The organism is Edaphocola aurantiacus (assembly GCF_019797745.1).
Lineage (GTDB): Bacteria > Bacteroidota > Bacteroidia > Chitinophagales > Chitinophagaceae > Edaphocola > Edaphocola aurantiacus.
Genome location: NZ_VOSI01000001.1, coordinates 643,119 through 656,037, shown reverse-complemented (window position 1 = coordinate 656,037; position 12,919 = coordinate 643,119). Strand labels below are relative to the sequence as shown.

Annotated in this window: 15 protein-coding genes; 14 read left to right on the top strand and 1 reads right to left on the bottom strand. The window is 44.4% G+C overall.

What is annotated here, in order from left to right:
• Positions 1-2 precede the first annotated feature (2 nt).
• A complete protein-coding gene (tpx, locus tag FTD44_RS02795) occupies positions 3-500 on the bottom strand; it encodes a thiol peroxidase (protein ID WP_222165058.1) in 498 nt (165 codons plus the stop codon).
• Positions 501-796: 296 nt separating this feature from the next.
• Between tpx and FTD44_RS02790 the strand changes: the two genes are divergently transcribed.
• The 14 genes from FTD44_RS02790 to nuoH all read left to right on the top strand — a co-directional run bounded on the left by FTD44_RS02790 (position 797) and on the right by nuoH (position 12,896).
• On the top strand, positions 797-1,720 hold the full coding sequence (locus FTD44_RS02790; RefSeq protein ID WP_222165057.1) for a PstS family phosphate ABC transporter substrate-binding protein: 924 nt from the start codon (positions 797-799) through the stop codon (positions 1,718-1,720).
• Positions 1,721-1,783: 63 nt separating this feature from the next.
• Positions 1,784-3,412, top strand: coding sequence for a tetratricopeptide repeat protein (locus FTD44_RS02785; RefSeq protein ID WP_222165056.1), 1,629 nt, complete (start codon positions 1,784-1,786; stop codon positions 3,410-3,412).
• Positions 3,413-3,666: 254 nt separating this feature from the next.
• Complete coding sequence (locus tag FTD44_RS02780) at positions 3,667-4,059, top strand: NADH-quinone oxidoreductase subunit A (protein ID WP_222165055.1); 393 nt, start codon at positions 3,667-3,669, stop codon at positions 4,057-4,059.
• 52 nt (positions 4,060-4,111) lie between these two features.
• Positions 4,112-4,678, top strand: coding sequence for an NADH-quinone oxidoreductase subunit B (locus FTD44_RS02775; protein WP_129020769.1), 567 nt, complete (start codon positions 4,112-4,114; stop codon positions 4,676-4,678).
• 39 nt (positions 4,679-4,717) lie between these two features.
• Positions 4,718-5,209, top strand: a complete 492-nt coding sequence (locus FTD44_RS02770) for an NADH-quinone oxidoreductase subunit C (RefSeq protein WP_222165054.1) — start codon at positions 4,718-4,720, stop codon at positions 5,207-5,209.
• 83 nt (positions 5,210-5,292) lie between these two features.
• Entirely contained in the window at positions 5,293-6,507 is a 1,215-nt protein-coding gene (locus tag FTD44_RS02765) for an NADH-quinone oxidoreductase subunit D (RefSeq protein WP_222165053.1), read from the top strand.
• Positions 6,508-6,553: 46 nt separating this feature from the next.
• Positions 6,554-7,054: an NADH-quinone oxidoreductase subunit NuoE family protein gene (locus FTD44_RS02760; RefSeq protein WP_202616018.1), complete on the top strand. Its 501-nt coding sequence runs from the start codon at positions 6,554-6,556 to the stop codon at positions 7,052-7,054.
• An 18-nt stretch (positions 7,055-7,072) separates the two neighbouring features.
• Positions 7,073-7,513: a copper resistance protein NlpE N-terminal domain-containing protein gene (locus tag FTD44_RS02755; RefSeq protein WP_222165052.1), complete on the top strand. Its 441-nt coding sequence runs from the start codon at positions 7,073-7,075 to the stop codon at positions 7,511-7,513.
• A gap of 21 nt (positions 7,514-7,534) precedes the next feature.
• A complete protein-coding gene (locus FTD44_RS02750) occupies positions 7,535-7,957 on the top strand; it encodes a VOC family protein (RefSeq protein ID WP_222165051.1) in 423 nt (140 codons plus the stop codon).
• Positions 7,938-8,783, top strand: coding sequence for a nuclear transport factor 2 family protein (locus tag FTD44_RS02745; protein WP_222165050.1), 846 nt, complete (start codon positions 7,938-7,940; stop codon positions 8,781-8,783). Before FTD44_RS02750 ends, FTD44_RS02745 begins: the two co-directional genes overlap by 20 nt.
• 57 nt (positions 8,784-8,840) lie before the next feature.
• Complete coding sequence (gene nuoF / locus FTD44_RS02740; RefSeq protein ID WP_129020776.1) at positions 8,841-10,190, top strand: NADH-quinone oxidoreductase subunit NuoF; 1,350 nt, start codon at positions 8,841-8,843, stop codon at positions 10,188-10,190.
• Between the two features lie 26 nt (positions 10,191-10,216).
• On the top strand, positions 10,217-10,597 hold the full coding sequence (locus FTD44_RS02735; protein WP_222165049.1) for a four helix bundle protein: 381 nt from the start codon (positions 10,217-10,219) through the stop codon (positions 10,595-10,597).
• Positions 10,598-10,673: 76 nt separating this feature from the next.
• Positions 10,674-11,780, top strand: a complete 1,107-nt coding sequence (locus tag FTD44_RS02730) for a 2Fe-2S iron-sulfur cluster-binding protein (RefSeq protein ID WP_222165048.1) — start codon at positions 10,674-10,676, stop codon at positions 11,778-11,780.
• Positions 11,781-11,819: 39 nt separating this feature from the next.
• Positions 11,820-12,896 carry an NADH-quinone oxidoreductase subunit NuoH gene (nuoH, locus tag FTD44_RS02725; RefSeq protein WP_222165047.1) on the top strand — a complete coding sequence of 359 codons (1,077 nt, stop codon included), beginning with the start codon at positions 11,820-11,822 and terminating at the stop codon, positions 12,894-12,896.
• Positions 12,897-12,919: the final 23 nt, after the last annotated feature.

Here is a 12,919-nt window from a genome sequence, read left to right as displayed (position 1 = left end):
AATTATTTCAGTGCATTCAATGCTGCATCGTAATTTGGTTCTGTAGTGATTTCCGGAACCTGCTCTGTATACACCACTTTTCCTGTTTCATCCAGTACAACAACTGCACGGCTCAGTAAGCCCTGTAGCGGAGTATCGGTCATCGTAACACCGTAATCAGCACCAAATGTACCGCGGAAGTCAGACAGGTTTTCTACATTATTTAAACCCTCAGATGCACAGAAACGGTTCAGCGCAAAAGGAAGATCTTTAGAGATATTCACGACTACAGTATTGTCCAGGTTGCTGGCCTGCTCGTTAAATTTACGTACAGATGTAGCGCAAATGCCGGTATCTACACTAGGGAAAATGTTCAGCACTACTTTTTTGCCCTGGTAGTCAGACAGACTCTTGTTTTCCAGGCTGGAAGAAGTCAGGGTAAATGGTTGTGCCGGGCTACCCACTTCAGGAAGTGTACCGATAGTGTTAGCCGGATTGCCTTTAAATGCTATTTGTGCCATAATATATTTGTTTATTTAGGTTAATTGAGTCTCAAAGATAATGCATCAGGCGCAGCAAATAAAACAGGCACAGAAAAGTTTACCATAGTTTTATATTTCATGGCTAATGCAAGCTGGGCCTGTCTTATAAATCAATAATCCTTGTATTGGGCTTATATATATGTGTGGAAAGTGAACGGCATCGCGTCCTATGAAATACAGGCCGATATTACGGCGTTTGCGTTAAATAATAGTTATTAAAAATAAAAAATCCAATGATCAAATATGTAATTTTGCTATTATTGCAAAGCAAAAGCATGAAAAAATACGTTTTATTCTCCCTTTTCGGGATTGGCGCAGCCATGTTATGGGCTTCCTGCGGGGGCAATACACAGCCTGCGGCCACTACAAGTAAGAGCACCGACACGCGCACATCTGGCAGTATCAATATTGCAGTAGATGAGAGCTACAAGCCGGTCATCACACAAGAAGTCAATGTGTTTGACTCTTCTTATCCCAATGCCAAGATCAATCCATCCTATCTGCCGGAGAGTGAGTGCTTTGCACAGCTGTTCAGCGGCAAGGTTCAGATGATTATGACTACCAGAGAACTGAGTCCGGAGGAGATAAAATCCTGCGAATCCAGGAATATCTATACCCGTTCTGTGGCTATCGCCCAGGATGCTATCGTTATTGTAGGTCATAAAGGCACCCAGGATTCATTAATGACTTTGGGCCAGCTGAAAGCGATTCTGACCGGCGGTTTTGCCCGTAAGTATACGGTTGTTGTAGATAATAAAAACGGTAGCATTGCCCGTTATATTACAGACGTTCTGATACCCGGACAAAAACTGTCTGCACAATTATTTGCGGCAAATAACAGCGAAGAGGTGATCCAGTACGTAGCCAAGACTCCTGATGCCATCGGACTGATCGGTATGAGCCACGCCTTCGATCCGGAGAGCAATGTCGGGTACGGAACTTTCCGAAGCGATGTAAAAGTTGTATCCTTGCAGAATGATACCTTACAGCGTTTCATTAAGCCATACCAGGCGAGTGTAGCCCTGAAAGAATATCCGATGGTGCGTAAACTGTATTTCATTGTACGCCAGGATTCTGAACTGGGAGCAGGCTTTGCCAACTTCCTGACCAGCGAACCCGGACAGATGATTATCGGCAAGGCCATGATGCAACCTTTACAGGTACAATTAATCATTCGCGAAGCGGAGATTAAACCTTAGGTAGGTAAAAAGCATCTATAGAGTATCAATTTTTAAGTAAACAAGTAAACGTAAACATAAACAATGAGAACATTCATCACAGTATTGGCGACTGCCGCTGCATCTGCAGTTGTGTACGACGTTAATGCGCAATCATTAGAGAACGGAAAGAAATTGCTGAGCTACGAACGCTATAGTAGTGCGCACACAACCCTGGAGCCCCTGGCGGCTTCCAGCCCTGAGGCAAACTATTATTTCGGTCTGGTACAATTGGGAGAAGGTAAGGTAGATGCGGCAAAAGCTACTTTTGCTAAGTTTCCTAAAGACTTCTACAATCAGGCTGGTACTGCACGTGTACTCTTTACAGAAGGGAAAGGCGATGACGCGATGAAGATTTTAAATGAAATCGTAGACGGAGCGAAAAAGAAAGACTGGGAAAAGTATAAAGTTGCAGCAGATGCGATTACCTACAGCAAAACAGCTACACAGGTAGATCAGGCAGTAGCTTGGTACAGAATAGCAAAAGAAAAGAAAAACGATAATGCACAGTTACTGATCGCTATGGGTGATGCCCTGATGAGACAGAATACCGGTGCATCTAACGGTGAGGCTACACAGGTATTTGACGAGGCGATTAAACTGGGTGGTGCAAACTCCCTGGCTTATTCCCGTAAAGGTCTGTTATGGTTGAATGCCCGTCAGTATAAAGAAGCCCTGGAAAACTATAGCCTGGCTAAAGATGCGGATAAAGAAAACCCAATGCCTTATGGTGACCTGGCTGAAGTATACTACAGAAGTGGTAAATACGAGCTGGCTAAGCAAAATATCGAAGAGTATCTGAAACTTTCTGATAAAACAGTTCAGGATCAGCTGCGTTATGGTAACATCCTGTATTTAACACAAAACTATAAAGAAGCATCTCAGAAATACCAGGAACTGATCAACAAAGGTGAGGGTGAGAAAACACCAACCCTGTACAGAGGTCTGGCTTATGCGCAATATCAGGATAATAACTATGTTGATGCATTGGCTAGTTTCAACAAATATCGCGGTCTGGTAAAAGATGCTAAAGAGTTCACTTACGAAGATGATCTGTACTATGCATATGTAAACAATGCTATGGCTAGTCAGGACACTGCAAACAAAGCTAAGTATGCTGCTGTTGCAGAAGAGTACTATGTGAAAGCACTGGAAAAGAATACAGAAGAAGATAAAACGGCATTATACCGTAAAATCGCAGACGGATACAAAGAGACTAAAAACTGGACTAAAGTATCTGACTGGTATACTAAACTGGTAACTGCATATCCTGAAGCATCTCCACTGGATTACTTCAACTCTGGTTACTATGCTTACTTCGCTAAAGATTTTGCAAAAGCAAAAACACGCCTGGAAGCATTTAATGCGAAGTATCCTCAGGAAACAATTGGTTACTTCTGGCTGGCACGTACTGCTGCTGCACAGGATTCTGAAGCGAAACTGGGTACAGCTGTTGAGCCATTCAAAACATGGTTAAGCAAACCTTCTAAAGAAGGCGATACCCGTAAAAAAGAAGACGAAATCTTTGCATACGTATACCTGTCTCTGTATTACTACAACAGTAATGATGGTAAAACAGCAGTAGACTACGCTAAGAAAACATTAGCACTGGATGCCAACAACGAAACGGCAAATCAGATCATTAAATATTTCAAGGCAAAAGGCATTAATTAATGCTATATTGATCGAAAAAGAGAGGCTTAAAGGCCTCTCTTTTTTTGTTTGCATGAATGGGTGAAATGTATATGTGTTTGTCCCGGCAAACTTTGTTTTGGGGCTCACATTAAAAAATTGTAGCTTTTGTATTTTTTTAGGCATTCGTTCTTTAAAAAACTTGTTAAATCATAGCACTTATCTTATTTTTGTAGGTCAGTTTGCGGCATAAATAAGTGTACAAACAATCTTTTTATTCAAATCAACTGTCACGTATGTGTAATTTTTTGTGGCTTGCATCAACAGAAGGTATCGGATCCTATGCTCCGGTGCTCATTCAGCTGCTTATTGCCGGAGCAGTAGTATCGTTGCTGATGTTGCTGACCCATATGTTAGGGCCTAAACGCAAAACCAAAGATAAGCTCATCAACTTCGAGAGTGGTATCGAACAGATTGGTAATGCCCGTAAGCCAATGGGGGTTAAATACTTCATTGTAGCGATCCTCTTCGTGCTGTTTGATGTAGAAGTGATTTTCTTCTATCCTTACGCAGTAAACTTCAGAGAGCTGGGTACAGAAGGTTTCCTGGCGGTACTCATGTTCGTAGCACTGTTTGTCTGCGGCTTTGTGTATGTGATCAAGAAAGGTGCCCTTAAGTGGGAGGATTAGAAACGGATCTATGGCTGTGCCATACAATAATTAACTGTCAAATTAATGTCTTGTGAGACCAGTACAATATAATGAAAACAGTAAGGTAACGCTTGCCGAGATCCCGGAAGGGTATTGGGGCGAAGGCTTTATGACGACGATGTTTGATAAGGCGATCGGCGCGGCCAGGGCTAACTCTATGTGGCCTTTGCCATTCGCGACCTCCTGTTGTGGTATTGAATTTATGGCAACGATGGGTGCTAACTATGATCTGGCCCGCTTCGGGTCTGAGCGTATGGCCTTCACTCCGCGTCAGTGTGATATGTTACTGGTAGCCGGTACCATCTCTAAAAAACTTGCGCCGATATTGCGCCAGGTGTATCTGCAGATGGCAGAACCGCGCTGGGTAATAGCAATCGGGGCCTGTGCCAGCAGTGGCGGTATATTTGACTCTTACTCTGTACTGCAGGGTATAGACCAGGTCATACCGGTAGATGTTTATGTACCAGGTTGTCCGCCAAGACCGGAAGGTATCCTGGATGGTGTGATGAAACTGCAGGAAATTGTGAAGAATGAAAGCCTGAGACGCAGAAACAGTCCGCAATACAAAGCCTTATTAAACGAATACGGAATACAGTAATCATTAGCCTCAACAGGCTGCTGAAGCATATAATTTATCATGACGAAAGAAATCATACAGGAACGATTGAACCAGGCTTTTTCCGGAGCAGCGCTGCAATGGGCAGAACCATGGGGCATGCTTGAATGTACTATTCCTGCCGATCAGAATCTGGCTATCGCGACCTTCCTGTTCCAGGAGCTCGGGTTTCAGTTTCTGACCGATATTACCGGGATTCACTACCCGGAACAAGAAGGTAAAGAACTGGGTATCATTACGCACCTGCACAATCTGAAAGATAATATCAGACTGCGCCTGAAAGCATTTGTACCTGTTGCAGCACCGGATACACATTCACTGACCAGCGTTTTTTCCGGTGCAGACTGGATGGAGCGTGAGACATACGATTTCTTCGGAATTAACTTTGTCGGTCACCACAATCTGAAGCGTATCCTCAATGTGGATGAGATGGATTACTTCCCTATGCGCAAGGAATATCAGATGGAAGATCCGACAAGACTCGATAAGGACGATGAAATGTTTGGTAGATAAAAGCCCGGTTAGGTATGCAGTACAGCATGCTTGATCCGGCTTTAATTTTATGTTGATTTAAAACAAAAATAAATTCAACTTTTATGGTTGAAAAACATATACAACTTGCGGAAAATTCTGTAGAAAAGGAAACGACGACCATTAACCTTGGTCCTACGCATCCGGCTACACATGGTATTTTCCAGAACATAATGGAGATTGACGGCGAGCGTGTGATCAAAACAGAAATGACGGTAGGGTATATCCACCGCGCATTTGAAAAGATCGCGGAACGCAGACCTTACAGTCAGATTACTCCGCTTACCGATCGGCTGAACTACTGTTCGGCACCGATCAATAATTTCGGTTGGCATATGACCATCGAAAAACTGGTGGGTCTGGAAGTGCCTAAGCGTGTAGATTACCTGCGCGTAATCATTATGGAGCTGGCCCGTATCGCAGATCACCTGGTATGTAACTCCGTAATCGGGGTAGATACCGGTGCCTTGACTCCGTTTACTTATGTATTCCAATGGCGCGAAAAGATATATGAGATCTACGAAGGCATCTGTGGCTCCCGTCTTACGACCAATATTGGCCGTATCGGAGGCTTTGAGCGCAACTTCACGGACGATACCTGGAAAAAAATTCATGATTTCATGGAAGGATTTCCGGCAGTGCTGAAAGAGTTTGAAACCCTGCTTACCCGTAACCGTATCTTCATGGATCGCTGTATCGGCGCAGGTCCTATCAGTGCAGAGCGTGCGCTGAACTGGAGCATGACTGGTCCTAACCTGCGTGCTGCAGGAGTAGACTATGACGTGCGTGTACATAGCCCGTACAGTTCTTACAACGAATTTGATTTTAAAATTCCAGTGGGAAGTGCCGGTGATGTATATGATCGTTACCTGGTGCGCAATGGTGAGATGTGGGAGAGTTACCGCATCATTCAGCAGGCATTGGATAAACTGAAAGGAATGGACAGCAGCATTTTCCATGCTGATGCTCCTGAATTTTACCTGCCGGAGAAAGCTGATGTGTATACCAAAATGGAAGCACTGATTTATCACTTCAAAATTGTAATGGGTGAAACCGATCTGCCTCCGGGCGAGGTGTACCATTCGGTAGAAGGCGGTAATGGTGAGTTAGGATATTACCTGGTGAGTGATGGTGGTCGTACTCCGTACAGACTGCACTTCAGAAGACCATGCTTTATCTACTACCAGGCATTTAACGAAATGGTTGCCGGCGGACTGTTCAGTGATGCTGTTGTAACGCTGAGCTCGATCAATGTAATTGCCGGTGAGCTGGATGCTTAATGGCTCCGCTATATAAAAAGAAAAAGAATAATACTAAATTAGAGAAATGATACAGTTTTCTCCGGAAAAGATAAATAAAGTAAACGAGATCATAGCCCGCTATCCGGAAGGAAAGCAAAAAGGTGCCCTGATCCCATTATTACACCTGGCACAGGAAGAATTTGGCGGTTGGCTGGATGCGCCGGTAATGGACTATGTCGCTTCTCTGCTCGATATCAAACCGATTGAAGTATACGAGGTAGCTACATTCTATACCATGTTCAACATGAAACCGGTAGGGAAGTATGTGCTGGAAGTATGTCAGACCGGACCTTGTATGTTGCGTGGCAGCGATCAGATCATTGATCATATCAAAAACAAACTGGGCATTAAAGCCGGTGAGACTACCGCGGACGGACTGTTTACCCTGAAGCCTGCAGAGTGCCTTGGCGCTTGCGGATATGCACCAATGATGCAGCTGGGTAAATTCTATAAAGAAAATCTTACGATCGAAAAAGTGGACCAGCTGATTGAGGAACTACGTGCGGCAGCGGCTACTGCGAACTAAATTACAAACTGAACCCTTATGAAAAAGCTTTGTATCTTATTATTGGTCTTCGGTTCGGGCCTTTTTGCTGCGTGTGGAAATGAGGAATCCGGAAAAGAAGGACATGCCGAACGGAAAACAATGACTACTGATAAACCAATGTTGGATGAGTCACTGGTAGGTACTTATGTAGGACAATTACCCTGCGCTACCTGTGATGCTATGCTGACCAGCATTATACTGAGAGAAGATAACAGTTATGCGATCAGTACCAAAGCGGTAAATGATACCAATCTGATTGTACCTGCAGTAGACAGTGGAAGTTTTGTGATCCGTAACGAGATCCTTGAACTGACCGATGCCGGTGGTGAAAGAACAATGTACCGGATCAGTAAAGACCAGTTATGTCAACTGGGAGAAGACGGAACGCAATTAACCGGTAACGGTAAACAAGATTATATATTTAAGAAACAACATTAAAATACTTAAACAAACAATACTATGGAAGCTATCGTACCTTATCTGAATTTTAAAGGCACTGCAAAAGCAGCTTTTGACTTTTATGCAAAAGCATTAAACGGGGAGATCCTGTTTGCACAGACTTTTGGGGAAAGCCCGATGGAGGTTACAGAAGAAAATCGTGATAAGATCATGCACGCGACTTTGAAAGCAGGCAATCTGACTATTATGGCTTCTGATGTAATAGACGATAAATTTCCGGTAATCGAAGGTACGAACGTAAGCCTGTCAATGAACTTTACAAAAGTAGAAGACATTGATCGCGTATTTGCCGCAATGAGCGAAGGTTCTAATATTACCATGCCATTGCAGGATACATTCTGGGGTGCGAAATTCGGTATGCTGACCGATGCTTTCGGCATCAACTGGATGTTCAACCATGATTATGAGCAAAAAGACAAATAGCCTGTTCGGCTGCCTGCTGTTGTTATGCTGTCTGATGCAAATTACAGGTACAGCCCAGCAAAAGGCAATTGTTGGTTTTTACAAGGCTTTGCCCAAAGGCAAAACATATGTGACCGATAAACAAACAAACGAAGTTCTTTATTATAATCCCGATAGTGCAATTGTTACGAATAAGGACATTGCAACTACCCGGGCAGAAAGTACCGAATACACAGGAAGACCTGTTGTCCGCGTGGTGCTTACACCTGCAGGCAGAGCGGCTTTCGGTAAGGCTACCCGGGAAAGCATTGGTAAGAAAATACTCGTGCTCATGAATGGACGGCTGCTTATGGCACCAATGGTGCTGAATGAGATTGCCGGAGGGGAAGTAGAGATAGACGGGAACTTTTCGATGGCAGAAGCCAGGGCTTTGGCCGTAAATCTGGCTCCTGAAAGAGCAAGAGATATTGAGGAAACTGCGGTTTATCCGCCCCGTTATTTTGCCAGCCTGGATAGTGCTTTAGTGCACAAAGATATCAGCAAGCTGGAGCGGTTATTGCACCGTAGTGCAAGTATCGGCCACTCTAACGGATGGGTACAGAACAAAAATGAACTGATCGATGACCTGGAAACCGGTAAAGTCAGTTACCAGTCTATTGATCAGATAAGTATAGAAGAAAAAGACATAGAGCAGGATTTTATCAGGGTGCGGCGCAAACTAAAAGTAGAAGGCCAATATGAACAATACCCTTTTGAGGTAACGCTATCCGTAATGGAAATATGGAAAAAACAGTCTGGCGGGCAGCTGCAATTGTGGAGCCGGCAGGCAGTAGCAATAAAAGACTAAGTAAATTAGAAAGCGGCGTGCATACATACACCTGCTTTTACATTTGAACTGTATAAGATGAAATTATTATTAGAAAAAGCACATATTGAAGGTATCCGTTACTATGATACTTATCGTAAAAACGGTGGGTACAGCAGTGTGGAGAAGGCATTGAAAATGTCTCCGGACGAGATCGTGGAAGAGGTGAAGAAGAGTGGTCTTCGTGGCCGTGGAGGAGCGGGTTTCCCTACCGGTATGAAATGGAGCTTCCTGGCCAAACCGGAAGGCGTGCCGCGTCACCTGGTATGTAATGCCGATGAGTCTGAACCGGGAACATTCAAGGATCGTTACCTGATGGAGTTCTTGCCCCATCTGTTTATCGAGGGTATGATTATCTCCAGCTATGCTTTAGGATCTAATACATCTTACATTTACATTCGTGGTGAATATGCCTGGATTCCGGATATCCTGGAGCAGGCCATTGCAGAAGCAAAAGAAGCCGGCTGGCTGGGTAAAAATATTAAAGGCACAGGATTTGATTGTGAGATCTACGTACAACGTGGAGGCGGAGCCTACATCTGTGGTGAGGAGACTGCATTGATCGAATCGCTGGAAGGTAAACGGGGTAATCCGCGCATCAAACCACCATTCCCTGCGGTGCAGGGTTTATGGATGAGACCTACCGTGGTAAACAATGTTGAAACCATTGCTGCCGTAGGACCGATCATTACTATGGGAGGCGATGAATACGCTAAACTGGGTGCTGGTCGCAGTACCGGTACCAAGCTGATCTCTGCCTGTGGTAACCTGAATAAACCAGGTGTTTACGAAATCGATTTTAACCTGTCTGTAGAAGAGTTTATCTACAGCGACGAATATTGCGGAGGTATCCCGAATGGTAAAAAGCTGAAAGCCTGTATCCCGGGTGGTTCTTCCGTGCCTATCCTGCCTGCAAATCTTTTATTACATGAGTCTAATGGTAATAAACGCCTGATGAACTATGAAAGTCTTTCTGAAGGTGGTTTCCAGACAGGTACCATGTTGGGTTCCGGCGGATTTATTGTATTGGACGAAGATCAGTGTGTGGTGCGCCATACCATGAGCCTGGCTCATTTCTACAACCATGAGAGTTGCGGACAATGTTCGCCTTGTCGTGAAGGAACCGGCTGGATGTACAAAATTTTGAAAAACATTGAATACGGAAAGGGTAAAATGGAAGACATCGATCTGTTATGGGACATCCAGCGCAGAATCGAGGGTAATACCATTTGTCCGCTGGGCGATGCTGCTGCATGGCCGGTAGCCGCAGCCATCAGGCACTTCAGAGATGAGTTCGAATGGCACGTACTGCATCCGGAAGAGGCACAAACCCGTAACTATGGCCTGGCACATTATGCAGAGCCTAGAACGATTGTGGCAGCACAATAATTCAAAAGTAAAAAAGCAAAACGCAGATGGAGTTTGAAGAGTTTGTGATGGAAGGAGGAGGAAAGCCATTTAATATCAGGCAAAGATGTTTTTACTTTTCAAGAACAGTATTGGAATTTGTAAAAACAGCAAGGTTTGATATGGTCTTTGCTTCTGTATTTGACCAGTTGGTCAGGGCAGCCACTTCTATTGGTGCCAATGTTATAGAAGGTAAAGCAGGCATAAGCAAAAATGACTGGCTGAAGTATCTGGGTGTCGCATTGAAGTCTGCAAACGAAACAAAGTACTGGCTTTGCTTAATAAGAGATACTTTTGAATGTAATAAAGAAGAGATTAACCAGATGGTGGCAGAGGCTGATGAGATTTCGAAGATCATCGCTTCAATAATTATAAATGCTAATAAATAGAAGAGTTTATAGTAAAGACGAAATGTGAAGTTTTTAATTTTCATTTTGCCTTTTAACTTTTTGACTTATATATATCATGTCAGAAAATTTTAAAGTAACAATAGACAACATCACCGTAGAGGTGGCTCCCGGAACAACCATTCTGGAAGCAGCACGTAAGGTTGGGGGAGCAGTAGCACCACCGACTATGTGTTATTACAGCAAACTGGAAGGTAGCGGTGGTAAATGCCGTACCTGCCTGGTAGAGGTAAGTAAGGGTTCTGAAAAAGATCCCCGCCCGATGCCTAAACTGGTCGCCAGCTGCCGTACTACCGTAATGGACGGGATGGAGGTGAAAAATATTACTTCTGAAAAAGTACCCGATGCCCGTGCAGGCGTTACAGAATTCTTACTGCTGAACCACCCGCTGGATTGTCCGGTGTGTGACCAGGCAGGTGAGTGTGACCTGCAGGATCTGGGATATGAGCATGGCAAGGAAGGTACCCGTACCGAATTCCCGCGCCGTACCTTTGCTCCGGAAGATATTGGTCCGTATATACAATTGCACATGAACCGTTGTATCCTGTGCTACCGTTGTGTGTATACTGCCGAGCAACTGACAGAAAGAAGAGAGCATGGTGTACTGGATCGCGGAGAGCATTCCCGTATCAGTACCTGTATCAAAAACTCGCTGGACAATGAATTTATCGGTAACGTTATTGACGTATGTCCGGTAGGAGCACTGACCGATAAAACATTCCGTTTTAAAAACCGTGTATGGTTTACCAAGCCTTTAGATGCACACCGTAACTGTAGCAACCCTAATTGTTGTGGTGAAGTACGTTTATGGATGCGTGGCGATGAAGTATACCGTGTAACGGCACGTAAAGACGAATGGGGTGAAGTGGCTACAGCCAGCAATGGTAAGACCGGCTGGATCTGTAATGAATGTCGTTTTGACAAGAAAGATACCAAAGACTGGGTGATCGAAGGGCCTACTAATATCAACCGCCACTCTGTAATATCACAAGGGCACTATGCCGGTACTGAAGGTACTGCCGGTAAAGCAGAGAAGCTGATTGATAAAGTGATCGGACAGGAACCTAAGTATACACTGGATATACATAGTGTAAGTGAGGTGAACAAACCAAGTGTACACCTGGACCGCATTCCTGGACCAGCACACTCCAACGATTTCAAATAAGCCGCAGACGCATCAAAACGATATAATTAAAATAAAAAGATGAGTATAGATACTTTCTTGATTTTAGAGAAAATAATTCTGGTGGTGATCATCATCGCCGCATCAATGGGTGTTGCAGCATATTCTACCTGGGCAGAGCGTAAAGTTGCAGCTGTTATGCAGGACCGTATCGGTCCGCTGAGAGCAGGTCCTTTCGGTTTATTACAACCGCTGGCCGATGGTGGTAAACTGTTTTTTAAAGAAGAGATCGTTCCCGATAACTCTACCAAATGGTTATTCATGCTGGCCCCGGCCATGTTTATCTTCACCTCCCTGATGACCAGTGCCATCATTCCATGGGGTCCTGATTTTGTCATCAATGGATCAGAAGGAGCAAGAACCGTTGCTTTACAGGTAGCAGATATTAATATTGGGATCTTATATGTGTTCGGTGTAGTCAGTATAGGTGTTTATGGTATTATGCTGGGTGGCTGGGCTTCCAACAATAAGTTCTCCCTGCTGAGTGCGATCCGTGCGGCTTCACAGGCTATCAGCTATGAGCTGGCGCTGGGTTTAAGTCTGATCGCTTTACTGATGCTGACCGGTACCTTAAGTTTAAGAACAATTGTAGAACAACAACACGGATTCTGGGACGGTAATTACTTTACCTGGAATTTCTTTAAGCAACCTTTAGGCTTTATCATCTTCCTGGTGTGTTCTTTTGCAGAACTGAACCGTGCGCCTTTTGACATGCCGGAGAGTGAGAGTGAGCTGAATATGGGTTATCACCTGGAGTACTCTTCCATGAAGCTGGGTATGTTCCTGTTTGCAGAGTACATCAATATGTTCATCTCCTCAGCAGTGCTGGCAACATTATTCTTCGGAGGGTATAACTTCCCGTGGATGGATCAGGTGCAGGCAGCAGTGCCTTCTGGTATCTTCTCGCTGATCTGTGTAGGAGTACTGATGGCGAAAGTAGTGGGCTTTATCCTGTTCTTCATGTTTGTAAGATGGACCCTGCCTCGTTTCCGTTTCGATCAGCTGCTGAACCTCGGCTGGACTAAACTGATCCCGCTGGCCCTGTTCAATATGCTGGTGACCGGAGCGGTAATCCTGTTCTTTTTTAATAAAAAATAAGCAAGGCGCAAGCCGAATCAATA

Coding starts and splice junctions, on each gene's coding strand:
- FTD44_RS02760 (WP_202616018.1), top strand. CDS start 6,554: ATGATACAGTTTTCTCCGGAAAAGATAAATAAAGTAAACGAGATCATA.
- FTD44_RS02735 (WP_222165049.1), top strand. CDS start 10,217: ATGGAGTTTGAAGAGTTTGTGATGGAAGGAGGAGGAAAGCCATTTAAT.
- FTD44_RS02785 (WP_222165056.1), top strand. CDS start 1,784: ATGAGAACATTCATCACAGTATTGGCGACTGCCGCTGCATCTGCAGTT.
- FTD44_RS02770 (WP_222165054.1), top strand. CDS start 4,718: ATGACGAAAGAAATCATACAGGAACGATTGAACCAGGCTTTTTCCGGA.
- FTD44_RS02755 (WP_222165052.1), top strand. CDS start 7,073: ATGAAAAAGCTTTGTATCTTATTATTGGTCTTCGGTTCGGGCCTTTTT.
- nuoF (WP_129020776.1), top strand. CDS start 8,841: ATGAAATTATTATTAGAAAAAGCACATATTGAAGGTATCCGTTACTAT.
- tpx (WP_222165058.1), bottom strand. CDS start 500: ATGGCACAAATAGCATTTAAAGGCAATCCGGCTAACACTATCGGTACA.
- FTD44_RS02790 (WP_222165057.1), top strand. CDS start 797: ATGAAAAAATACGTTTTATTCTCCCTTTTCGGGATTGGCGCAGCCATG.
- nuoH (WP_222165047.1), top strand. CDS start 11,820: ATGAGTATAGATACTTTCTTGATTTTAGAGAAAATAATTCTGGTGGTG.
- FTD44_RS02780 (WP_222165055.1), top strand. CDS start 3,667: ATGTGTAATTTTTTGTGGCTTGCATCAACAGAAGGTATCGGATCCTAT.
- FTD44_RS02745 (WP_222165050.1), top strand. CDS start 7,938: ATGAGCAAAAAGACAAATAGCCTGTTCGGCTGCCTGCTGTTGTTATGC.
- FTD44_RS02765 (WP_222165053.1), top strand. CDS start 5,293: ATGGTTGAAAAACATATACAACTTGCGGAAAATTCTGTAGAAAAGGAA.
- FTD44_RS02730 (WP_222165048.1), top strand. CDS start 10,674: ATGTCAGAAAATTTTAAAGTAACAATAGACAACATCACCGTAGAGGTG.
- FTD44_RS02750 (WP_222165051.1), top strand. CDS start 7,535: ATGGAAGCTATCGTACCTTATCTGAATTTTAAAGGCACTGCAAAAGCA.